The following is a 23,227-nucleotide window of genomic DNA, read 5'->3' as shown; positions in this document are numbered from 1 at the left end:
CTTTCATCATTGTGATAAAAGGGAGCGTGACTCCCTTTTATCCAATTCACGATATATCGACGCAATGAAAAATGGAATCGAGAGAATGAAGTAAGAGATATCACACAAACTTCCAAATACGGCGGCGTTCCACCCCGATTGACTCGAAAAATATCCCAACGATAGAAAAGCTCCCGCAAATAAAATCAACCCTGAAAAAAAAATCACCCGATCAAATGATGTCGTAAAAATCAAAAGAAAAAAACAAAAAATGATCAACCACACAGACCACTGATATGGCAGTACAAGCGATTGTGAAATCAAAGGATTATACTGAAAAAATAGAATAGGGTCGAACGCATAAAGCAATGCAAAAGGCAAAATGAACACGATCGCGGCAACAAATAAGAATCCGGCATAAATACGAACTTGCCCCGATTCCCTCACGGCATAAACCAAACAAATAAAAAGCGGTAAAGCCATCACGCTCCTCGTCCCACAAAGCATTCCAAACCCAACTGCATAAATCCATAATGATCCTCTTTGCAAGAGCAATGCATCATTAAGCCAATAACAAATAAAGGTGAGAATTAAAAGCGAATTGAAAAGTAAAGCGCTGCGGGTTGTCACTTCCCACCAAAATGCTGGCATCACAATAAGAAAAAGTAAAAACATCGTTGCATGAAAATATGCCTGTGGCTTTATATCACGATTAAGATGAATTTTCCTATCTGTTGCTCGCTGATACAAAAACACAACCAACAAAAGCGTGAAAAGAGTAACAAGACTGATTTCACGAACGAGATAAAAGGGAAAGGTGAAAAGAAAATAATAGGGTAACGGTGCAGGCACATTTTGATTGTAAAAAGTATAACGCGGAGCGTAAGGGTAACTTCCCGAAAAAAAGTTATCCCAAAATGTTTGAATCATCATCCATCGGTCAACCTTCAATTCAAGCACTGGATTTAAAATCAATAGCGGTATGGACATCAAAGCGATAAGCGCCAACATCAGATAAGACTTTAAAGCATCCTGTTTTACGGTTCTATTAAGCAACCACCAATAGAAACCAATAAATAAAACGAATGACAAGAGTGAAATTGGCAAAAATAAGGATGTAAGTCGAGCAGAATATTTATAAATGAACAGAGAATTAATCGCAGCAAGCAAAGAGAGAGAAACGAGACGCACGAAAAGAGGCTTCATTTGACGGGAGGTAAAGAGATTTTTCCCAAAATTGCAGGTGTTTTCATTGAAGCACTAATTCCCGAAAGTGCGGCATCCGCAAGCAAAGCAAAAAGGGCAGCTTCTTTTGCTTTTGCCTCTAAAACTCCACCGCAATTCATCGCCAATTCTTGCTGTAAAACAAGACGCGTGTTTGGAAAATGCCCCCGAAGCAACTCCATCATAAAAGTATTTTTGGCACCTCCCCCACCAATAGAAATCAAATGAAGCGGCTCACCTGTCAAACGCTTCAAAATAAATCGCTTGATTTGTGCTGCAAGTGTTGATACTGTAAGCATTGTGAGTGTCGCCAAATGATTTGCTTTACTTAAGCCCTCCTCATTCATTCGAGTGGTAAGTCTTTCAAAGTAACCATCAGAAAATAGTTCTCTCCCGGTAGATTTCGGAGGGCGCTTTTTATAAAAAGGTTCTTTTAAAAATTCTTTAAGTAATAATTGGTTTGCCTTTCCGTTCTTGGCAAATTTTCCGGAGCTGTCAAAGGGGACGCCAAAATGTAACCTCGCGGCCTTATCAATCAAGACATTCCCCGGCCCTGCATCAAAGTAAATCGGCTCTATCCTTGAAGTTTTTCTAGGCAAAAAAGTGACATTCGATATCCCGCCAATATTTATTAAAACCCGATTCTCCGTTTGATGCCTGTAAAGCGCAAAATCAAGAAACGGCACGAGTGGCGCGCCTTCAGAGCCGAAAGCAAGTTCTGCCGTTCGAAAGTCAGAAACTGTCAGAATCCCTGTTCTAGAAGCAATAACTGAGCCATCCCCGAGTTGAAAAGTCGAGCGGGTTTTCAGTGTACCTCCCTTTGGATCATGCCAAAAAGTTTGCCCGTGAGAGCCAATAAAATCAACAGAAGTTGCGGGCAGTCGTTCTTTTTTCAAAAGCTTCAATGACGCATCGGCAAATGCATTGGCAATAGCTATGTTCAATTCCGATAGCTCATTCAATTTGGCGGATTCGGGATTGAGATTCTTGAGAATTGAGGAATGAAGTGATTTCGAAAAAGGAAAAACGCGAAATGCTTTTGTCGAAATTGAAGGAGAATCGGTGTTACCATTAATTTCAAAAAGACCGGCATCAATCCCGTCAAGCGAAGTGCCTGACAGGAGTCCAAGCCCAAGACGCTTGCTGCGAGTCGGTTTAATTGAAATCATGCGCGCTTTCCTTTAGCCTTATTCTTCTCACTTGAAGAAGCAGAACCGGTTTTCTTCAAGCGTGCGCGAATCGCGCCGGCATGTGCAAAAAGCCCTTCACGTTCAGCAAATTCGGCAATCAGCGGACCGGTTCTTTCCAAGCGCTTATTTGTATATGCAATGATAGAAGTACGCTTCTGAAAATCGCGTACTGAAAGGGCAGAGAAGAAACGGGCCGTGCCGCTGGTTGGGAGTGTATGATTCGGTCCTGCAAAGTAATCGCCCACAGGTTCACTTGAAGCTCTGCCTAAAAAAACAGCCCCGGCATGTTTGATGAACGGCAAGAGTGCCCAAGGGTCATGCGTTTGAATTTCTAAATGCTCCGGAGCCAATTGATTTGAGATTATAACCGCATCTTCAATCGACTCGGTGAGAATAATGGCAGAGTGCTTATTAATGGCTTCTGAAATGACATCAGCGCGAGGCATTTTGGGCAACAGCGTTTCGACTAATTTTTGAACAGTGTACGCCAACTTCTTTGAAGGTGTAATCAAAACGGCTGAGGCATCGGTATCGTGCTCGGCTTGTGAGAATAAATCCATTACCACTTCTTCGGGTTCAGCTGTTTCATCAGCAATGATGGTAATTTCCGAAGGCCCTGCAATGCTATCAATCCCAACGGTTCCAAAAACGAAACGCTTTGCCAAGGCAACAAACCGATTCCCCGGCCCTGTAATTTTATCAACCTTTGGCAAGGTTTCTGTTCCAAAGGCAAACGCGGCGATTGCTTGAGCGCCACCAATGCGGTACACATTCTTAATACCTGCAACTGTTGCCGCCAAAAGAATTTCAGATTTTAATTCGCCAGTTGCATTACAAGGGGAAGTGAGGTATATCTCCTCAACGCCCGCAACCTTAGCAGGAATAGCATTCATGAGAACCGAGGACGGGTAGCTTGCCTTGCCACCCGGCGCATAAAGCAACGCACGCTCAATCGGAGAGATTTTTTGACCAAGCATCACCCCATCGCCATCATCATAAAAAAAACTTTTCTCAAGTTCATTTTTGTGAAACCTCTCGATATTCGCAGCCGCTTCCTCCAAAATTGAGAGAAATAATTTATTCGCGCTACGATAAGCTGCGTTTATGGCACGTTCACTTACCCTAAAATCTCGAATATTTGCACCGTCAAATTTTTTTGTAAAGTCCCGTACAGCTTGATCACCATTGAGCCTTACGGAATGTAAGATGTCTTTAACAAGTTTCTCGGTATTCTCATCATAGGGAGTCGCTCGGTTCAGAAAGGCGTGAATCGCATTTGGGGAATCTTTATGAAGAATCAATCTTAATCGATTTTTGTTTGAAATTTTTCTCATTCGTGATGTATGTTTGAACTTATTCATGAACCTCAAACAAAGGTTCCATCGTTTGATTTTTTCTTTCAGCAAAACATTTAAACAACTTTTAAGGGAAACCTGAATAACCAATTAACTAAATGGAATACATTTATGCCTGAAAAAAAACCATCCAAAAAAACAGCCTCAAGCGGTAAAGCGAAACCATCGGCAAGTAAAGCAGTAAAAAAGACGCCGCCAAAGCCACTTGCAAAAAAAACAAGCAGTTCTAAAGTTAATAAGAAAACAAAAGAGCCTGTGAAGACAGGTGAAAAAAACAGTGAAGTTTCGATAAGCTCTATGCTGGTTGAAAAGCGTGTAATAAAGCCAAACGCGTCTTTTTCAAAAGCTGCCTATATCAAATCGATGGCTGAGTATGAAGCCTTGTATAAATCTGCGGAAAAAAATCCCGAAGCCTATTGGGCAAAAGTGGCTTCCGGATTTCATTGGTTTCGGAAATGGAATAAAGTGTTGGAATGGAAAACCCCTTATGCCAAGTGGTTTGTTGGCGGTACGACAAATATCTGTTACAATGCCCTTGATCGTCATTTAAATAGTTTTCGAAAAAATAAAGCGGCGATTATTTGGGAATCGGAAACTGGAGAGGTACGCACATTCACTTACCTCCAATTGCACCGTGAAGTCTGTAAATTTGCAAATGCCCTTAAAAGACGTGGCGTCGAAAAGGGTGATCGCGTGGCGATTTATATGGGGATGTCACCTGAACTTGTCATTGCTGCGCTTGGCTGCGCACGAATAGGGGCAGTTCATAACATCGTATTTGGCGGTTTCTCGGCGCAAGCCTTAGCCGACCGCATCAATGATGCCGAAGCCAAAATGGTGGTCTGTTCTGACTCCGTATTTCGACGTGGATCCACCTTAAACCTAAAACAAACCGTTGACGAGGCATTGGTTAATACGCCAAGTGTCGAAAATGTCATTGTCTTTCAACGCGGGCAAAGTGTTCCAACTTTAGTCGAAGGGCGAGATCATCTTTGGCACGATCTCATGAGCCTTGCAAGCGAGCACCACGAGGCCGAACACATGAATGCAGAAGATCCGCTCTTTATTCTCTACACCAGTGGCTCAACCGGAAAACCAAAAGGGATTTTGCATACCACCGGAGGCTATATGGTTCATGCCGGAAATTCTCATAAGCTCGTCTTTGATATACGTGATGAAGATGTGTATTGGTGCACGGCAGATGTCGGATGGATTACAGGTCACAGCTACATTACTTATGGTCCACTCATCAATGGCGCAACGGTCTTGATGTACGAAGGCGCTGTAAACTTCCCCAATTGGGGCAGAGTTTGGGAAATGATTGAGCGCCACAAAGTGACCATTCTCTACACAGCGCCAACAGCCATTCGCTCATTTATTAAGGCAGGTGATGAGTGGGTGACAAAAAGAAATCTTTCTACACTTCGCCTTTTAGGAACCGTGGGCGAACCCATCAATCCTGAAGCGTGGATGTGGTATCACACCGTTGTAGGCGGAAAACGCTGCCCGATTGTTGACACGTGGTGGCAAACCGAAACCGGTGGAATTATGGTCTCTCCGCTTCCCGGAGCAACACCCACTAAACCGGGCACCGCGACACGGCCATTGCCCGGCATTGCCGTTGATGTAGTTCGAAAAGATGGAACGCCTTGTAAAGCCAATGAAGGCGGGTACTTGGTTGTAAAAAAGCCTTGGCCTTCAATGCTTCGAACCATTTATGGCGATAACACCCGTTACGAAAAAACGTATTGGTCTGAAATTGAAGGTATGTATTTCACCGGCGATGGCGCACGAAAAGATAGCGACGGATACATTTGGATAATGGGGCGTGTCGATGATGTGGTCAATGTTTCGGGGCATCGACTTGGAACAAGTGAAGTAGAAAGCGCATTAGTTGCGCATTCTTCTGTTGCAGAAGCAGCCGTTGTCTCTCGCCCAGATGAAATGAAAGGTAACGCCCTTATTGCTTTTGTAACCTTGAAAGAAGGCTTTATAGGCGATCAAGCCGTTAAAGAAAACTTGCGCGAGCATGTGGCGAAAGAGATTGGCTCTATCGCGAAGCCCGATGAAATACGCTTTGCTGCCGGATTGCCAAAAACAAGAAGCGGCAAAATTATGCGTCGCCTTTTGCGCGAACTTGCTTCAGGCTCCGAAATCAAAGGCGATACCACAACCCTCGAAGATTTTTCAATCTTAGAGAAGCTTCGTCAGGGCGAAGAAGAATAACCAATCGATTTATTCTCAAAAAAAAAGAAGTCTGAAAGGGCTTCTTTTTTTTTTACACCGGTCAATGTGGGTGAGGAAGGTCATTTCAAAGTTTCAATTTTCAGTATAGCTTTAAAATATTTTTCCTATCAAAAGAATCTTCGGTTTTCTATGAAACAGCGTCAAATCAGTAAATTTGAATTTGAATTGAAAGCAGTATTACTCACGATTGTAATTTTGTTTTCAATAGAAACTGCAAATGCACAAATCACACCACAATCCTATCCATTAATCAAAGCCAATAATATTGCACTTGAGGATACCGTTGATTTTATTCTGGATATTCAATCGGGTGCAGACGAAAAGGTTGTTTCAAACATTGATATAGGATTCTCGTTCACCTACGCAGGCGTCATTTTTTCCAAAATTTCAATTTCAACCGGTGGCTCTTTAGGGTTTGGAGAACAGCCAATAGAAATTGGATCTGTATTGAAAAATGAGTTTAAAGCACCCTCAAATCGATTTCTTCTCGCTCCCTTGCTTTCAAATTTTATTACTTCAAGCGAAGGATATGTTGGCCATTTTTATAAGGGCTCAAGAGGAAATGGCATCTGTGTCATCGAGTGGAAAGTAAGACTCCCAAATAGCGAATCACGTCCATATTCACGATTTCAAGTTTTGCTTTATGAAAATGAAAATCGAATTGAATATCGATATGGCGACAATATTCAGCCGCAAGAAAGCGGCGTATTGGTTGGTCTCTCAGAGGCGAAGTCTTTCATGACGGTGATAACCGAAACCGCGAAACCGATTTACAACGATGTTTTTAAAAACGAGTTTGCAGAGATTCCTCGCCAAACCTGTTATCGATTTTATGGAACACAACCAACTTTATCAAATCCATTCTCAGATAGCTTGAATACAAATTTTGCTCAAGCAAATACTTCTATTTCTCCAACAGGGCAACTGCCACAGACCTTTCAATTACTAACAAGCCCGACCTTTAAGTTTGAAAACGTGATTGATTTAAATCCAGAAATTTTTAGTACCAAAGAGCCATTCATATTTGGAAAAGTAATTGATCAGATTCCGTTTTATCAATCGTTATTCTTTTATTTTTCAGCAAGCAGCAACGAGTTTCACACAAGAAGCCCTTTCGCAATGATTCACGCCCCTGTTCCTCTCTCGGGCCTTTCTGCTTACTATCTTCCCTCCTACGGGCTTGTTTCAAATTCTGCCCTTCAGTATTACTTCTGGTATGATCTCTCGGGCAATGGCAATAATGCATCCCTTGAAATGAACGACTTGCGGTTTACAAATAACGCACAACCGGCAAGACTTGAAGGAAAACAACAAAATCAGCCCGGACAACTCATTGACTTTACTGAAAGCCAATTCGCTTACCGTGCCCCTTCAAAAGTTCAATTTCAAGCCAAGAGCGGGCTTACATTTTTTTCTGTGGTGGCACCTGACTTAAACTTTATCAATAGCTCATCTCCTATTATGGGTTTATCGAACTTTGAATCAACCCTTGACTTTGGCCGAGAGGAAGGGTCAAAATTATTTAAGGTAGAAATTTTTCGATCGACATTCGACGGTTCTGAATCGGTAAAACATGTTGCACCTAATTTCGAATTTGTAAGTCGCGAGATTAGTATCGTTGCGTTCCGTCAAACGGCATCAGAGAAGGAAACAACAGGAGAAATTTTCGCCAATGGCAGGCTATGTTTACAAGAACCCTCAATTGATTTGAGCACAAGCAACTACAATAATACTTACTTGGCTCGCGGGAATAATTCCGTTTTCAAAGGCCTTCTTGGTGATGTATTGCTATACAACCGTTCACTTTCAGACCTTGAGCTCGCTTCTGTTTTCTTCCATCTGGCGAGGGTTTACGATGTGTGGTCGCAATCAGGGAAAAATCTTCAAATAGATTCATTAACGGGCCTTTTCAATTATCCTGAAGAGGACTTCAACCTAATGATTCAAGAAAGTAAAAGCGAAAATATTGGAACAATAAATGTAGAAAAGCTGATAACTATTCCAGTTATTTCAAGAGACATTAAAGGAAAAGCATTTGCAAATGGAAATGAAATTGAACCCAGAAAAATCTATCCAGACCTTGCGTGGAATTTGTCTTTTGATTCAAAAGCGAACTATGAAGTGACATTTGGGCTTTCTATCAAAATTGAAATGTTAAAGGAAGTGGCGAACCCCGAAAGATTGCTAATTATCGCCTATGATTCCACAGAAAAGATTTGGACACCTGTTAATACCATTCGAAGCAAAGGGTATCTCACAGCAGTTGGGATGAGAACGCCGGGACTCTTTGCCGTTGCTGATGATTCTGAACCCGCTTTAACAACTTCTCGAAATCAAAGAAAAGTCGATCAATTTTTACTGGATCAAAATTACCCGAATCCGTTTAATCCTTCAACAACAATTCGCTACCAACTGGCTTCAACCGAAAATGTCAGCCTAAAAGTATATGATGTTTTAGGGAGAGAAGTTGCCACTTTGGTCAATAATCGACAATCACCGGGTCGATATGAAGTTGCATTCAATGCATCAAACATTTCAAGCGGGGTATATTTTTACCGTTTATCGACGGGCTCACAATCATCAGTTAAAAAAATGCTTCTGGTGAAATAAAGGAAAAGTGGGCATCAATAAATCAAATCAAAAGCCCTCTTCATTTGAAGAGGGCTTTTGATTTTTATGAGAATAAAATTATTCCCCAAGTGATGCCTCAAATTGAAGTTCGGAAAGTGTTCGATACATCCCGTTTGGTTTTTGAATTAATTCTTCATGTGTACCCGCTTCCACAGCCATCCCTTCTTTCATCACGATAATACGATCGGCATTTCGAATGGTTGAAAGCCGGTGAGCAATAACAATCGAAGTCCGATTATTCATTAACGCATCAAGAGCTTCTTGAACAAGTTTTTCAGATTCTGAATCAAGCGAACTTGTGGCTTCATCTAAAATAAGTATGGAGGGGTTTTTAAGAATTGCACGCGCAATCGCAACACGCTGACGTTGCCCTCCTGATAGCTTTATCCCACGCTCCCCAACAACGGTTTGATAGCCTTCAGGAAACTGAGAGATAAACTCGTGTGCGTTCGCTTTGGCTGCGGCTTCTTTAACCTCAATGTCACTTGCACCGGGTTTTCCATAAGCAATGTTTTCAAATATAGTGCCCCCAAAAAGGACGATGTCTTGTGGCACAATAGCCATTTGAGACCGTAACTCAGAAAGTTCAAACGAAGATGCAGGCTTTCCATCAAATAGGATTTGGCCAGAACTTGGTTTATAAAATTGGAGAATGAGTGAGACAATGGTTGATTTTCCTGCACCGCTTTGGCCAACCAATGCAATGCGCTCTCCAGCCTTTGCTGTAAATGAAATGCCTTTCAGTACTTCAATCTCAGGTCTTGCGGGGTAACGAAAGCGAACCTCCTGAAATTCAAGCATGCCATTGAGACGGGCTACTTTTTGAGGGGGTTGTGACAACACAATCGGCTCGGGAGATTCTTTTAATATTTCTCGAATGCGTTCCGTAGCGCCTAAAGTCCGTTGAACTTGACTGTAGAGTTCAGCAAAACTGCCCATCGCAGCACCCACAAAAGTAGTGTAAAGCAGAAATTGAGTTAAGTCTCCAACAGTCATTTCGCCCGTTTGTACAAGATTTGCGCCAAACCACATTACAAGCACAGCAGCGCCGAGAATCCCAAAAATGATAAATGATACTAACCCCGCACGAAATCGCGCCGATTTCATTGCGATTGTGACATAATCTGAAATGCTGGTTGAATAACGACCAACCTCAAACCCTTCATTTGAAAATGCCTTGACATTCATGACGCCTTGAAGCGTTTCTTCCACGATTACATTTGTATTTGCAAGTTGATCTTGTGAGCTTTTGGCAAGCTGCCGAATCTTACGACCAAAGTAAACCGCGACACCAATAAGTATCGGAAATGAAGAAAGCATCACTCCGGTTAAATGAAAGGATGTAACAAGCAAAAGGGCAATACCTCCAACAAGTAAAAGCATCTGCCGAACCAATTGAGATAATACCCAAGTAAAGGTTTCTTGAATTTGAGCAAGGTCTGCGGTAAGGCGGCTTGTGAGCTCGCCGACTCTGCGATTAGCAAAAAAACTCATCGGCAATGAAATGAGCTTCGTGTAGCTGTCTTTTCGGATATCTGCCAAACTTCTTTCTCCAACTTCAACAAACCAGAGTGATTGAAAAAATGATCCGATTGCTTGAAGTGCTAGCGAAGCCATTAAGACCAATGCGAGGGAGTTAATGCTATGAAAAATCCAAAACCCTTTTCCCAAAAGTGCTGCATCGACAAGTCTGCCCATAATGTACGGGAACCCTAAGCCGGCAACACCTGAAATAATAAGCATCCCTAAACCGGCAATAAATTTCCATTTATAAGGAAGAAAATAAGTTATAAGCTCTTTCGCGGCAGTAAGGGTTTCTACTGTGATTTTAGTCTTTGGAAAGTCGGCACTTGTTGTTTTTTTGGCCATAAATGAAAAATAGTTTATTCTTTATCAGCAGTTTGATAAAAGGAAATTTGAAAATAACGGAACATTTTTATTATCTTTTTACTTCAACAAATACAAGCGCAAAACGGTTTGTTTGCCAGAAACTAAAATTACTTTAGAAATAAGGTTGGTTTCTATGTTAACCATCATAAATAAAATAAAACAACAATGAATAAAAGCACTTTTTCGGTATTCTTAAGCATCGTCTTCACGATTGTCTTTTTAGCATCATGCTCAAAAGATCCAGCTTCTTTTGATACCAAAACAAAAATCCGCGTTGTTCATGCCTCCCCAAATGCACCAGCAGTTAACTTGCTTCTTAATGGAACAAACATTGCGTCTGGTGTTACATTTACTGGAACGACACCATATCTGACAACTGAGGCAGGATTTAATGTACTTCAAGTTGTGCCTGTTGATAGAAATGCGCAAGCATTGAGTTCTCTTAGGAGTACATTAAGAGACACCTTAATTTCGTCGAGAGATAACTACTTATTTGATTTCAACTATACCGTGTTTGCTGCCGATACTGTTGCAAATGCCGATAGTACAAGAAGAATTACTCCGATAATTGTATTTGATAATTTAAACTTACCATCTGCCACTGCGCTTGATACAACTGCATTGGTTCGCTTCTTTCATTTAGCTCCCGGTGCACCTAATGTTACAGTTGCAAGAGTTGGCACAGATACATTAGCAACACAAGGATTATTTGTTAACCGTCCATTTAGCAGAACGATTGCCACAAGTCAGCAGATTTACACGAGTGTTAGACCGGGAACTTATAATTTAGTAGTTCGCCAAGCCAATACGCTTACCCAAGTTTTGAATGTTGGCAATGTGAATTTTGAAGCAGGTAAGGCCTATACAATTTATGCCCGCGGTTTCAGCGGCGGTCAACCCCTTTCTCACGGCGTTTTGGTTTATGATTACAAAACAGACTAAGTCTATCTTATTTAAGAGTTAACAAAAGGGCTTGCATATCTTGCAGGCCTTTTGTTTTTTAAAGAGGTTGATTTTTAAATAAATAAAAATTTCCTCTTATGCCTAAGCACAACACCGATTTTACACCATCATTGAATTCCCGTATAACTCATATCATCTCCTTTTTTCTTCTCCTATTGCTTCACGGATGCTATACCGTTTACTCACCCGAAAGAGTCGCTCTCTTAAAACCCAATGGGAGTGACATCAAATGGCTTCAAGGCCAAGGATTCCAAATGATGGGAGATAGTACCATTAAAATTATTCTGGCATTTGAAAGAGGAACGAATGGGAAGTGTGTTTTTGATGTTGAACTTATAAATATGTCGAATCAAGAAATCCTTACTCTTCCCCAAGAGTTTTTTTATGAATATCAAATGAGCGACAGCAGCTGGGCTAAAGGAAGTGTTGCCGATGACCCCGAAACATTAATTCTTGAAAATGATTTGCGATTTGCTTCCGCTGAGGCGGCTTACAAAACTGAAAACAGCCGTACCTCCTTTTATTCGATGCTTTATGTAACATCGGATGTAGTCAGTTCAATTTCAAATTCTCTTTCAGCAGAAAGAACACGCGAAACAGAAAAAGCGCGCCAATTACAACGAATTGAATCCGAAGCGGCACAAAGCCGATTAGTAGCAGAAAGCGCGTTGAACGAAACTTCATTTCAAAATAAAAGGATGGTTTTGGAAAATGAACGAGAAAGAGTTCGTTTTACATACCTAAGAAAAACCACACTGCGGCCATCTTATTCTATTAATGGAAAAATTCAATTGCCTTTTCCTGACCTTCATTTACAAAAAGTTCGCGTCTCATTCCGTATGGGCGAAAAAAAATTTTCATTTCCGTTTTCGGTTGAATTTTTTCCAAAACCGGATATAAAACAAAGGCAAAAAATGTCCACACCATTTACCTTTTATTAGAAGATTAGATTTGGGGAATAAGAAGTTTGTGCTGAATATGAAGTTTGGAGTTTTGCTTGAACCACAGGTTTCTTTAGTTATGAATTCAAATAAGTGAAACGTGTATTGCCAAGCTTTTGTATTATCTTTCAAATGGCATTACACCCCGCAGGTCGGGTTACCTAATTAACAGTTTAGAATATTTTTCAATGGAGCTTTGGCTCGGTTCAACGACTTTAGGCCTATGCTATGGTTTTTTAGCAATGGGCGTGTTCATTACAATGCGGGTGTATAACTTTCCCGATATTACCGCAGATGGAAGCCTTACCTTGGGCGCAAGCGTATCCGCGGCTCTAATGGTTGCAGGCGTAAGTCCTTATATGTCTCTTTTAGTGGCAATACTTTCCGGTTTTTTTGCCGGAACAGTCACCGGATTTATTCACACAAAATTCCGCATTAATGGGCTGCTTTCAGGAATTTTGGTTACAACTGCACTTTACTCCATTAATCTAAGGATTATGGGGCGATCAAACATCCCCTTACTCAATGTCCCTGAAACAGTTTTAACTTTTATTGAACAAATTGCGCCATTTCCAAAACCATTTCCAGCACTCATTTATTTCTTTCTTTTTGCCTTTACCGTCGCTGGACTTTTAATGCTGTTGTTCCATACCGACTTTGGTCTTGCGATGAGAGCCACCGGAGATAATGAAATAATGATCTCCGCAAATGGCGTTAATACCGATGTCATGAAAGTCGTGGGTATAGGGTTATCCAATGCCATTATCGCGCTTTGTGGGGCTTTGGTTTGTCAATATCAAGGCTTTTCGGATATTAATATGGGAACTGGCACGATTGTTTACGGCTTGGCGAGTGTCATTATTGGTGAAGCAATTGTAGGGTTGATAAAAAAGAAAAGTATAGGAAGCCTTCTCATGTCGGTCATTGTTGGTGCGGTAATCTTTAGACTACTTGTTGGTCTCGCGCTGATTAGTGGGATGAATCAAACTGACTTAAAACTTGTTACAGCTCTCTTTGTATTGTTGGCTGTTGCACTTCCTCAACTGAGGCTTCTTCGTAGGTAAAACTAATCTATCGAACATTCGAAATGATTTAAAATGAAGCAGGCGAATCTTTTGATTCGCCTGCTTCATTTATTCCCCAAAAATTTATTCGATAGTTCTTTCAATAAACCACTTTTCACCAAAGTTAAGCGAAAGCGTTACTCGAAAAATGGTTTCTTTAAGAAAACCATTTTCAGCAACCCCGCGTGTGCCTAATAGAAAATTGATATCAGCTCGAGATATTTCGTTTTGCAACGGAAGTGAAACACCGGCCGTGAATCCCATTTCGTTTACCGCGCCTCCCGAAAAACCCATTTCAGTCTGGTTGTAAAATACGCCTGCACGATAAGCCATTTTTTCAAAAAACGTGCTTCGAAACTCGGTCGAGGGAAAAAACTCGATACCCGCACCAATTCGATAGGAATTTCTGGCATACGAGACATCATTACCGCTAAAAGTAAATGAAGACCAATTTTGAAATTGTGCATCAAGCCCTATTCCAAAGCGAGCTGTTTTATAACCAAATGCAAATAATAAAGATGAAGGCAAATTGATTTCCCCATCAGAGGTTGAAACGGTATCAACGGTTAATGAATTAACCCCTCTTGTAGGGCTTGTGGGAAGCCAATAAACACTCGATTGAAGGTTACGAACACTCATCGTGCTTGCAGTAGTAAATGCAAATGAGAAAAGGACAGTCCCTTTTTCAGACAACCAACCTGTTGGAGAAACTGCATGTAACCCTATGGTGAAGGTTTGCCCATTAATTCTGTCTTCATTGATTCTTCTTGAATTTAAAAGTCCGGTTCGAATCCCGATTTCATCAGTTTGGGGAAATAAATTTTCAACCGTTCGCTCAAGTAAGCCAAAAACAAAATTATATGAAAGACCAAGATTAACGCGCCCAATCGAAGGATTATCAAACACCGTTACACCAAAAGCAACAGGTATTAGATTTAATCCGCCGCGTCCTTTATCCCAATAATCATATGCGACTGAACTATCCGGGAGATTCAAGGGATTAAAGTTTCTTCGATCAGAGTAAAAGTAAGACATTGATGAATAGGGATATAAGCCTGTCGAAATTGCTGCTGGGCCAACAGGAACTGCAAAACCTAAACCCTCAAAACCCGCCATCACTTGATAAGAAGATGAAGTACCGGTTGTAGCTTGGTAACCGTTATAAGTGAAATCGCCAGAAAAACGGGTTGAGGTGATAAATGCCAATGAAGCAGGGTTTAAGCGATTGATATAAAGAGAATCATCAAATGATGAACCCGCGAACCCCATTCCGCTGGTACGAGAATTTGGCATATAGCGAATATCGCCTAAGCCAAAACGCGAATAAATCGACCCTTGCTGAGCAAGACCCGAATCTGAAATTGAAAAAGTAAATAAAATCAACGCAAAAAGCTTCTTAAAAAAAGCGTTGGGCATAGTCTTGTTTGGTGAATTCACTCCGAATTAATCGATAAAAAGTAACCATAAATAGCAAAGATACATCAAAGAACGGATTTAATCGGGCTTTCGCTTACCCATAATATTGATGCTTAATGAATGAGCAATCCAACTCTGTCCCAACGAATGGAGTTAATTTTCTCAATCGGATTAAAAAAAGTTAGATCTGGATTCCAAGACCAAAAAACCATAATTGCCGCGCCTTTCACATATGGTTCAGGAACAAAACCCCAATAACGCGAATCACGTGAGTTATCGCGATTATCACCCATCACGAAATAATAGTTATTTTTGACCTTATAGGTCGGTTCGGGAAATCCATCCAAATATACCGCGTTCCCCATAACTGAAACCTGATGCCCTTCATACTCCAAAAGAAAGCGATACAATGAAAGGGTTTCGGGATGAAGTGAAATTTCTTCACCAGATTTAGGGACATAAACAGGGCCGAAGTAATCTTTATTAAACCCTGAGTTCGAAGGAAAAATCGACTCCTCTTTCATGTGAACCGAAAGCTTTTCGCCAATAAACTTAGAGCCAAGGGGATAAGCTTGAAATTGATTGTTGACAAATACCTCACGCTCTTTAATCTCAACCCAATCGCCCGGACAAGCAACACAACGCTTGACAAAATTTATCGAAGGATCTCGTGGATATCGAAAAATGAGAACATCGCCCACTTTTATTTGCCGGAGGGGGGGCAACTTCCAAGAACTGAAAGGAATTTGTGCGCCATACACAAACTTATTAACCAAAATGAAATCGCCGGGTAGTAAAGTGTCTTCCATTGAGGCAGAAGGAATATGATAAGGCTCTGCAACAAAAACTCTTAAAATAAAAACGCATAGAAGAGAAAAAACCAATGCTTCAATCCAGTCTCTGATTGAAGATTGATCGGCATGAGTTGATGAAAGCGATGATAATGAAGAATTTGATTTTGACACCACTTCGGGTGGTGGGGAATAATCTTCACCCAAATTGTTTACTTCAGTGTTCAATGATCAAATTCATGAGGTTATTCTAAGAACTTACCTAACCTTCGCCAACGAACCGAAGCCAACTTTTCGACTGGAGAAGTGAGAATTGAAATGTCGGGATTCCACGACCAATAAATAAAAAGAGGTGAACCCGCGATATGAGAAGCCGGAACAAATCCCCAATATCGTGAATCAAGGGAGTTATCGCGATTATCACCCACCATAAAGTAGTAATCTTGTTCAACTGTATATTCAAAGCGAGGTTGACCATCAATCAAAATATTTCCACCGTTAAATTTTGTTGTATGACCGTCGTACTCAATCAACCAATTGTAAAGGCTATAGTTTTCAGGCGTAAGCGTGATACGATCTCCTTTTTTGGGAATTCGGATCGGACCGTAAAAATCTTTGTTCCAAGAGGTATATTTTGGGAAAATGCCCTCGTCCGAGAATCCTTGTGGCCTTAATTCACCAATAAACTGACCATTTGGTGGCAAAGGAATGATTTCGCCATTCAAATACAAATCTCGATTGCGAATCTCAAGGGTATCACCTGCCGCTGCAACACATCGCTTGATGTAATTTTCCTCGGTTCTCGGCTGAACAAAAACGACAATATCACCGGCTTTTGGATCCTTTAAACCGGGTAAACGATAATCAATAAAAGGTAATCGTGGCCCGTAAGTAAGTTTCGATACAAAAAAATAGTCGCCAATGTAAATGGTTTTTTCCATCGAACCCGTAGGCACACTGTAGGCTTGAACAAAAAAAACATTTACAAAAAGAACAAGCACCACTAAAGGCCCATATTCTTTAACCAAATAAATGGCAAGTTGCGTGGGGTTTCGGGAAATCGTTTCTGTGCCGGTTTCAGCACTTTTCTTTTTTGATGTGGATTTAGCCATTGGTTTATTTTAATCGTCTCCAATACTTAAAACTGCAAGAAAGGCTTCTTGCGGAACTTCTACCGAGCCTACCTGCTTCATTCGCTTTTTACCTTCTTTTTGTTTCTCAATCAGTTTTCTTTTGCGTGAGATATCGCCGCCGTAACACTTCGCAAGCACGTTTTTACGCATCGCACCAATGGTTTCGCGGGCAATGACGCGGCTGCCAATTGCGGCTTGTATGGCGACTTCAAACATTTGACGAGGAATCAATTCTTTCAATTTCTCACAAAGCTTCTTACCCCATTCATAACTTTTTGTGCGGTGAACAATCATTGAAAGCGCATCAACCCCTTCACCATTGAGCAAAATATCAAGTTTTATCAAATCAGATTCTCGGTAACCAAGAAAATCATAATCCATTGAGGCATAGCCTTTCGAAACGGATTTAAGCTTATCATAAAAATCAAAAATGATTTCAGAGAGTGGAAATTCAAAACGCAACTCTGCGCGGGTTTCATCCAAATATTTAGTGTCTTTGTATTCCCCACGACGATCCATTGCAAGTTTCATGATGTTCCCAATAAACTCTGTGGTGGTGATAATTTGCGCTTTAATAAATGGTTCTTCGATTCGCTCTATCCGAACCGGATCCGGCATTTTGGCAGGGTTATCAACTAAAATTTGCTGTCCATCGGTAGTATAGACTTCATATTCAACGTTTGGAACCGTGGTAATAATATTCATCCCATATTCGCGTTCCAATCGCTCTTGAATAATTTCCATATGCAAGAGTCCTAAAAAGCCGCAGCGAAATCCAAAACCGAGCGCGACGGAGCTTTCAGGGACATAAGTCAGTGAAGAATCGTTCAGGGAAAGTTTTTCAAGCGATTCTCTAAGATCTTCAAAATCTTCTGTACTTACCGGATAAACGCCCGAAAAGACCATTGGTTTTACTTCTTTATAACCAGCTAGCGGCTCCGGAGCTGGATGAAGTGCATTGGTGACGGTATCGCCAACTTTCGTATCCTTCACATCTTTAATCGAGCAAATGAGATAGCCCACATTTCCGGCTTCGAGATAATCGGTAGGGACTTTTTTTAGCCCAAGCGTTCCGATTTCTTCGGCGTAAAATTCTTTGCCATTCGCAAAAAACTTTACTTTTTCACCCTTACGAAGCATTCCATCCACAATACGAACATAAGCAATAGCGCCGCGGTAGTCGTCAAATACAGAGTCAAAGATTAATGCACGCAAAGGCTTTTGAAGCGAGGCAGCCGGAGGTGGAATTCGAGCAATAACGGCTTCAAGAATATCTTCGATTCCGATTCCTGTTTTAGCGGAAGCATGAACCATTTCATCATCATTTACACCAATCAAATCTCTGATTTGAGAAGAAACTTTGGGAATATCGGCCGAAGGTAAATCAATTTTATTAATGACGGGGATAATTTCTAAACCGGCGTCGAGGGCTAAATAAAGATTGGCAATGGTTTGCGCTTCAACGCCTTGAGTGGCATCAACAACCAATAATGCACCTTCGCAAGCTGCCAGTGAGCGGGAGACTTCATAGGTAAAATCCACATGTCCGGGCGTATCGATTAAATTTAAGGTGTAATTCTTCCCGTCTTTGGCTTTGTAATGCATTTGAATCGCGTGGCTCTTAATGGTGATACCGCGCTCGCGCTCCAAATCCATATCATCCAAGAGTTGATTCATCATTTCCCGTTTTGAGACGGTTCCTGTGTCTTCTAAAAGACGATCGGCAAGGGTGGATTTGCCGTGGTCAATATGAGCGATAATGCAAAAATTTCGAATTCGTTCTTGCGGCGTGATTGCTTCGCCGGTCAGTGCTCGTGCCTGCTGTTCTGCCATCGTGTGGTCTTTGCCAAATTACTTAGAGAAAACTTTAATATAACCATTTCAAAAGGAATTCAGTTTTTAAGGAAGTGCCCAATTCCGTTTCAATTGAAATTAACTTGAATATAGGTGTGCAGCTCCTGCGAAAGATGAAAAGATATTTATTACCTTCGTGAAAACGAAGCGATACTCCTCACGGTAAAAACGAACTATTTTTTTTCATGAAAGAATTTTTGCTTAAAGCAAGCATTGCACTTGGTGAAGGATCGCGTGGGTCTGTACGGCGTTTTATGGATTTTATTCTTTTTTCGGGTGAAGTCTTTCGACAGTTTTTGGTTTTTTATGATCAAAAGCAAGTGGGTTTTATTGTTTTACTGCGCCAAATTCTTTTCACCGGCTATGAAGCTTTGAAATTAATCGCTCTAATTTCATTTGCCATTGGCGGTATCATTATTCTTCAGGGGAATTCGATGCTTTCCGGGTTTAGTCAAAGCCCGTTCCTTTACACTTTACTTGTGACTGTTATTGTACGCGAGTTAAGCTGTTTGATAACAGGAATCATCATTATTGCCCGTTCTGGAACCGCCATCGCAACCGAATTAGGAAATATGGTAATTAATCGAGAAATCGACGCCTTGCTTTCCATTGGCATATCTCCGATTTCCTATCTTGTGGTGCCTCGTGCCATTGGCGTTGTTGTCGCTCTTGTCACGCTTACAGTGTACTTCAATATGATTGGGATTCTTAGCGCGTGGTTGGTATCTGCAGTTGTATATCCTGTTGATATCGGGGTGTTCCTTTCACGGCTTGCCGCTGAAATTAAGTTTTCCGATATCATTGCATCAATTATCAAATCACTTTGCTTTGGCTTGATGATTGCACTGATTTCATGTTATCAAGGGTTACAAGTCAACTTTGCATCGACTGAAGTACCGCAAAGAACCATTAAAGCGGTGGTGCAATCGCTGACTTGGATGATTATCTTAGATGTTATCATTGATATTCTCATTTTCTTTTAATTTTTTGGAAACGGGAAATAGTGCCACGAATCGAGGTAAAGTCTGTCACGATTTATAAAGGGAATGAACCCCTTTTAGATAACATCAGTTTTACGATTCCTGACGCAAATCTTACGCTGATAATTGATGCAGATGGAGATAGCGAAACAGAACTTGTCAACCTGATGGGTGGTATTCTTGTGCCTGATGAAGGCGCGGTCTTTTTGGATGATGTCAATCTTTTTGAAGGAACAGAAGAGGAGGTTTTAAATGTCCGTAGAAATTTATCGTTTGTGTTCCAAAATGGCGGGTTGATTTCAAACCTTAGTGTGCTCGAGAATTTGCTACTGCCCCTCAATCTCTATTTCCCAGAAAAATCTCGGGCAGAAAAAATAGAGCGTATTCGTCATGAATTGAACCGTTTTGAATTACCGGATATTCTTGAAAAAAGACCGGCTGAATTGCCTCGGCGTTTAGCAAAAATGATTGGGTTTATTCGGGCAATTGTCATTGACCCGAAAGTCATTATTATGGATGAGCCATTTGCCAATTGCGATGTCAGCATTCGAGAAAAAATTTTTCGAGAAATCATGCGTCAGAAGTTGGCGGGAACAACCCTCATCGCGGCGTCGAGTTCATCTGAGGCAATCTTTAATGTGGCAGATTGGTTAATTTTACTTGACGACGGGAAAGTCATTAAAACTGGGGAAGCCCAAGAATTGGTGGGGCTTTCAAGCGGTCCTGCACATGATATTGTCAAGCGATATTTAGGCGGTTAAAGAAACTGTTCAAACTCGAAAATTAATGAAATAAACTTTAGTGAAAGTAGCGTTTTGAAGAGTGCATTCGGGTTTGTTCTTTATGAACGGAAGCAATAAAAATTTGAAGAATTCAAGCGAATATCATTGTGAAATTAAAATTTAAGTACACCGATCGTTTTGTCGGAGGCTTCGTACTCGGTGCCTTGGTGATTGTTGTTGTGGCAATTACCTTTTTGGCATTTAATCGAAAATTCTTTGTCCCGAAATATGTCTTTAAGACCAAATTTGCCGATGCCAACGGCCTAAGCAGCAGCACCCCAATTTTCTTTAAGGGCTATGAGATCGGTAAAATCCGATCATTCCGGCTTTCAGACGAAAATTTTATTGAAGCGGAGCTTGAAGTTTATGAGCAGTTTCGAAATAAAATACTTCAGTTTTCAGCCCTCAATAAAAACAGCAATCCAATTACAGGGATCACATCAATCGAATTTTTGCAAGGAATCAATTCGCTTGAAATTGTGCCTGAAGGCGGGTTTATTCCTTCATTAGGGACGCTTGAGGGAGATCGATTGGAGGCACAGAAGAAAGTTATCGTCGCCGGAGACGTGGTCTCAAGTATTCTTTATAACATCAATCGAATCAGTTATGCACTGACAAGAGATAACAACCCTGATGACGGTGCAATTTTCCGTGCAATCTATAATCTCGCTGAAGCCTCCGAGCAATTGAAATCAATGGCAAATTCAGGAAGCATAGCTCTGGAAAATGTCAATATGACCATTTCGAAATTAAACCGCCCAACAACCTCGCAAGACGGAACCATATTCAGAACACTCAATAGTGGCGCTGATCTTTTAGAACAGCTTCAAGAAACCGTTGCGATAACAAACGGCACGCTGCTCCTTACCGATTCGCTCATTCGCGTCTATAAAAACCCCGATAATCTTGCCGTACGCGCGCTCGACCCAAAGGGGGATAAAATTTTTAAGCCGCTCGCTACAATTATGACAGACCTTCAAGTGACGCTTCGTGAAGTAAATGAACTTTTGCGTTATGCCAATTCTCAAACGCCAAATGTTTCATACCTAATTGATCAAGGCAAGTCCACAATGAGGCAAGCACAACGCACAATGGAAGGCGTGAGTAATAATCCATTTTTAAAAGGAGGGATTCCGCCGGAGCCGAAAACTGAAGAACAAGGGGCAAAAATTCGATTGAATAATCTTGAGCCAAAGGAGCCGCAGCAATGAGAAAGTGGCGCATAAAATTATCCCGACGGCTTCACCACCACTTCGTATCGATTCTTGCTATTAGTTTACTAATCATTGCATTTCAAGGATGTTCGTCTTTACCTGAAACACTCAAAAACCCACCACCTCCCGATATCGCAACCGGCAATGACTATCTCAGACGAGGCGAATACGCAATGAGAAAAGGTGACTTTCAAAGTGCAGCCGCTCAATTTGCGCGAAGCTATGAAAGTTTTACGCTCGCCGATTACATCAAAGGGAAAATCCGCGCTTCTCTCGCCCTATCAAGAGCATATCACCGATTGGATACACTTATCCTTCGCGACTATTGGCTTGATCGAGGCTTAACGATTATTGATACCTTTTCCCCCGAAAGCATAAACGAATGGAAACTCGCAAAAACAGAGATTGAATTTCAAAATTCAAATTTCGACTCGGTATTGGTTTATACTGATGGGGTTGAAATCGGCTCAGACTTAATTGAGACCAATTCACAACTCATCTCCTATCGCTTAATGGCAAAATTGCAATACCCAAATCCGTCATCGGAATCTGTGAAATCAGAGTATGATGAATTAAAAAGTGGTTTCAAGAAACTAATCGCCTTAAAGGAAGATGCTGAAATTGGAGATGCCTTGGTTATTGGTTTTGTCGGGTATGTTTTAGGTTATACTGATTCCAAACTTGGTCGGTGGATTGAAGCCTATTCTTGGTTTGAAAAAGCGCGCGATGAAGATTCAAGGCGTGCGAATTACCGAGGCTTGGCCGATAACCTCTTTGGATTGGGAGCAGCCGCTCAAAGCCTGAATAAGCCTAAAGATGCAGAAGGATTTTATGAAAGATCAAGCGAAATATATTATTCGATAGGGCTTCAGGAATTGGGTGCACGCGCAGAATCTAAAGCGCTAAATATTCGTGTTAAAGCGGTATCGCTTAATTTAAAAGAAAGAGAAATTATTAAAGAAAGACTTACGGGGATGCTTTCTTTTATAAAGTCCGTTGAAATAAGAAGTGAAATTGAGAAAACACTTGGCGCAATATCGACGATGAGTACAAACTAATTCAAACCCGCTATAAAAATGGAGTTGAATTTCAATTTTCAAAAAGAGTTAATTGGTTTCTTCTTTATAAAGTACAGCGGTTCTTCCCAAGTAAAGCAATATGAAAATCAAGGCGGTTAACGCAAGAGCCGTATAAGACCCGAACCCTAAAAACCAACCTCGAAAAACAAATGTGCTGATCAATGCTTGCACCAAAAGCAAAGGTGTTGCAAAAAAGCTTGTCCGCCAAGCGGTGTAACTCAGCCTGATTGTTCCAAGTGCGCAAAACATTTCAAAACCGCCAAGCATTAAAGAAAGTACAATGGTTGGTGTAAGGTTAGAGGGATAAGCAATATTGGTTGAAATAAATTCATCGTCTTTAATTAGCCACGCGATGCCTTCATAGACATTCGAGAAACCGAATATCATCATGAGGATAGACGCAAAAAAAATAAAGGCTCGTGCTTTACTTCGCACAAGCCTTTGCTCATCAGGTGAGAGTTCGTCAAAATCGCGCCAAGCCATAACACCAGAGG

Annotated in this window: 18 protein-coding genes; 9 read left to right on the top strand and 9 right to left on the bottom strand. The window is 41.1% G+C overall.

Annotated elements, in window-relative coordinates:
- Positions 1-6: 6 nt before the first annotated feature.
- From SFU91_13860 to hisD, 3 genes are read right to left on the bottom strand one after another with little or no spacing between them, the layout of a single operon-like run.
- On the bottom strand, positions 7-1,185 hold the full coding sequence (locus SFU91_13860) for a hypothetical protein (protein MDX2130115.1): 1,179 nt from the start codon (positions 1,183-1,185) through the stop codon (positions 7-9).
- On the bottom strand, positions 1,182-2,372 hold the full coding sequence (locus tag SFU91_13855) for an anhydro-N-acetylmuramic acid kinase (GenBank protein ID MDX2130114.1): 1,191 nt from the start codon (positions 2,370-2,372) through the stop codon (positions 1,182-1,184). The genes SFU91_13860 and SFU91_13855 overlap by 4 nt, the downstream gene beginning before the upstream one ends.
- Entirely contained in the window at positions 2,369-3,727 is a 1,359-nt protein-coding gene (gene hisD / locus SFU91_13850) for a histidinol dehydrogenase (GenBank protein MDX2130113.1), read from the bottom strand. The genes SFU91_13855 and hisD overlap by 4 nt, the downstream gene beginning before the upstream one ends.
- Before the next feature lie 318 nt (positions 3,728-4,045).
- Here hisD and acs point away from each other — a divergent pair, with 318 nt between their 5' ends.
- Both acs and SFU91_13840 read left to right on the top strand, forming a co-directional pair.
- Positions 4,046-5,974 (top strand): acetate--CoA ligase, encoded by a 1,929-nt coding sequence (gene acs / locus SFU91_13845; protein ID MDX2130112.1) that lies wholly within the window; start codon positions 4,046-4,048, stop codon positions 5,972-5,974.
- Positions 5,975-6,124: 150 nt separating this feature from the next.
- Entirely contained in the window at positions 6,125-8,605 is a 2,481-nt protein-coding gene (locus SFU91_13840; protein MDX2130111.1) for a T9SS type A sorting domain-containing protein, read from the top strand.
- Between the two features lie 78 nt (positions 8,606-8,683).
- On the opposite strand, the gene SFU91_13835 is transcribed toward SFU91_13840, so the two are convergent.
- On the bottom strand, positions 8,684-10,495 hold the full coding sequence (locus SFU91_13835) for an ABC transporter transmembrane domain-containing protein (protein MDX2130110.1): 1,812 nt from the start codon (positions 10,493-10,495) through the stop codon (positions 8,684-8,686).
- Between the two features lie 186 nt (positions 10,496-10,681).
- Here SFU91_13835 and SFU91_13830 point away from each other — a divergent pair, with 186 nt between their 5' ends.
- The 3 genes from SFU91_13830 to SFU91_13820 all read left to right on the top strand — a co-directional run bounded on the left by SFU91_13830 (position 10,682) and on the right by SFU91_13820 (position 13,484).
- Positions 10,682-11,458: a DUF4397 domain-containing protein gene (locus SFU91_13830; GenBank protein MDX2130109.1), complete on the top strand. Its 777-nt coding sequence runs from the start codon at positions 10,682-10,684 to the stop codon at positions 11,456-11,458.
- Positions 11,459-11,556: 98 nt separating this feature from the next.
- A complete protein-coding gene (locus SFU91_13825) occupies positions 11,557-12,420 on the top strand; it encodes a hypothetical protein (protein MDX2130108.1) in 864 nt (287 codons plus the stop codon).
- Positions 12,421-12,608: 188 nt separating this feature from the next.
- Positions 12,609-13,484 carry an ABC transporter permease gene (locus SFU91_13820; protein ID MDX2130107.1) on the top strand — a complete coding sequence of 292 codons (876 nt, stop codon included), beginning with the start codon at positions 12,609-12,611 and terminating at the stop codon, positions 13,482-13,484.
- Positions 13,485-13,568: 84 nt separating this feature from the next.
- Here SFU91_13820 and SFU91_13815 read toward each other — a convergent pair whose 3' ends face one another.
- The 4 genes from SFU91_13815 to lepA form a co-directional block, all read right to left on the bottom strand.
- The gene (locus SFU91_13815; GenBank protein ID MDX2130106.1) at positions 13,569-14,900 is read right to left on the bottom strand and encodes a hypothetical protein; all 1,332 of its coding nucleotides are present in this window, start codon (positions 14,898-14,900) and stop codon (positions 13,569-13,571) included.
- Positions 14,901-15,013: 113 nt separating this feature from the next.
- Positions 15,014-15,919: a signal peptidase I gene (lepB, locus tag SFU91_13810; protein ID MDX2130105.1), complete on the bottom strand. Its 906-nt coding sequence runs from the start codon at positions 15,917-15,919 to the stop codon at positions 15,014-15,016.
- Positions 15,920-15,936: 17 nt separating this feature from the next.
- Positions 15,937-16,803 (bottom strand): signal peptidase I, encoded by an 867-nt coding sequence (gene lepB / locus SFU91_13805; protein MDX2130104.1) that lies wholly within the window; start codon positions 16,801-16,803, stop codon positions 15,937-15,939.
- A gap of 9 nt (positions 16,804-16,812) precedes the next feature.
- Positions 16,813-18,657, bottom strand: coding sequence for a translation elongation factor 4 (gene lepA, locus SFU91_13800; GenBank protein MDX2130103.1), 1,845 nt, complete (start codon positions 18,655-18,657; stop codon positions 16,813-16,815).
- 206 nt (positions 18,658-18,863) lie between these two features.
- Here lepA and SFU91_13795 point away from each other — a divergent pair, with 206 nt between their 5' ends.
- From SFU91_13795 to SFU91_13780, 4 genes are all read left to right on the top strand, one after another.
- Positions 18,864-19,661: an ABC transporter permease gene (locus SFU91_13795; GenBank protein MDX2130102.1), complete on the top strand. Its 798-nt coding sequence runs from the start codon at positions 18,864-18,866 to the stop codon at positions 19,659-19,661.
- 20 nt (positions 19,662-19,681) lie between these two features.
- A complete protein-coding gene (locus SFU91_13790; protein ID MDX2130101.1) occupies positions 19,682-20,419 on the top strand; it encodes an ATP-binding cassette domain-containing protein in 738 nt (245 codons plus the stop codon).
- A gap of 128 nt (positions 20,420-20,547) precedes the next feature.
- Positions 20,548-21,651, top strand: a complete 1,104-nt coding sequence (locus SFU91_13785; protein MDX2130100.1) for an MlaD family protein — start codon at positions 20,548-20,550, stop codon at positions 21,649-21,651.
- Positions 21,648-22,712, top strand: a complete 1,065-nt coding sequence (locus SFU91_13780) for a tetratricopeptide repeat protein (protein MDX2130099.1) — start codon at positions 21,648-21,650, stop codon at positions 22,710-22,712. The genes SFU91_13785 and SFU91_13780 overlap by 4 nt, the downstream gene beginning before the upstream one ends.
- Positions 22,713-22,760: 48 nt before the next feature.
- On the opposite strand, the gene SFU91_13775 is transcribed toward SFU91_13780, so the two are convergent.
- Positions 22,761-23,216: a hypothetical protein gene (locus SFU91_13775; GenBank protein ID MDX2130098.1), complete on the bottom strand. Its 456-nt coding sequence runs from the start codon at positions 23,214-23,216 to the stop codon at positions 22,761-22,763.
- Positions 23,217-23,227: the final 11 nt, after the last annotated feature.

The sequence above is a fragment of the Chloroherpetonaceae bacterium genome (assembly GCA_033763895.1).
GTDB lineage: Bacteria > Bacteroidota > Chlorobiia > Chlorobiales > Thermochlorobacteraceae > JANRJQ01.
This window is presented reverse-complemented; position numbering and strand designations above follow the sequence as displayed.

Excerpts from the sequence above, each read along its gene's own strand:
- SFU91_13795 (MDX2130102.1), top strand. The coding sequence starts at position 18,864 with ATGAAAGAATTTTTGCTTAAAGCAAGCATTGCACTTGGTGAAGGATCG.
- acs (MDX2130112.1), top strand. The coding sequence starts at position 4,046 with ATGCTGGTTGAAAAGCGTGTAATAAAGCCAAACGCGTCTTTTTCAAAA.
- SFU91_13840 (MDX2130111.1), top strand. The coding sequence starts at position 6,125 with ATGAAACAGCGTCAAATCAGTAAATTTGAATTTGAATTGAAAGCAGTA.
- lepB (MDX2130104.1), bottom strand. The coding sequence starts at position 16,803 with ATGGCTAAATCCACATCAAAAAAGAAAAGTGCTGAAACCGGCACAGAA.
- lepA (MDX2130103.1), bottom strand. The coding sequence starts at position 18,657 with ATGGCAGAACAGCAGGCACGAGCACTGACCGGCGAAGCAATCACGCCG.
- SFU91_13780 (MDX2130099.1), top strand. The coding sequence starts at position 21,648 with ATGAGAAAGTGGCGCATAAAATTATCCCGACGGCTTCACCACCACTTC.
- SFU91_13820 (MDX2130107.1), top strand. The coding sequence starts at position 12,609 with ATGGAGCTTTGGCTCGGTTCAACGACTTTAGGCCTATGCTATGGTTTT.
- SFU91_13815 (MDX2130106.1), bottom strand. The coding sequence starts at position 14,900 with ATGCCCAACGCTTTTTTTAAGAAGCTTTTTGCGTTGATTTTATTTACT.
- SFU91_13825 (MDX2130108.1), top strand. The coding sequence starts at position 11,557 with ATGCCTAAGCACAACACCGATTTTACACCATCATTGAATTCCCGTATA.
- SFU91_13835 (MDX2130110.1), bottom strand. The coding sequence starts at position 10,495 with ATGGCCAAAAAAACAACAAGTGCCGACTTTCCAAAGACTAAAATCACA.
- SFU91_13775 (MDX2130098.1), bottom strand. The coding sequence starts at position 23,216 with ATGGCTTGGCGCGATTTTGACGAACTCTCACCTGATGAGCAAAGGCTT.
- SFU91_13855 (MDX2130114.1), bottom strand. The coding sequence starts at position 2,372 with ATGATTTCAATTAAACCGACTCGCAGCAAGCGTCTTGGGCTTGGACTC.
- SFU91_13830 (MDX2130109.1), top strand. The coding sequence starts at position 10,682 with ATGAATAAAAGCACTTTTTCGGTATTCTTAAGCATCGTCTTCACGATT.
- hisD (MDX2130113.1), bottom strand. The coding sequence starts at position 3,727 with ATGAGAAAAATTTCAAACAAAAATCGATTAAGATTGATTCTTCATAAA.
- SFU91_13860 (MDX2130115.1), bottom strand. The coding sequence starts at position 1,185 with ATGAAGCCTCTTTTCGTGCGTCTCGTTTCTCTCTCTTTGCTTGCTGCG.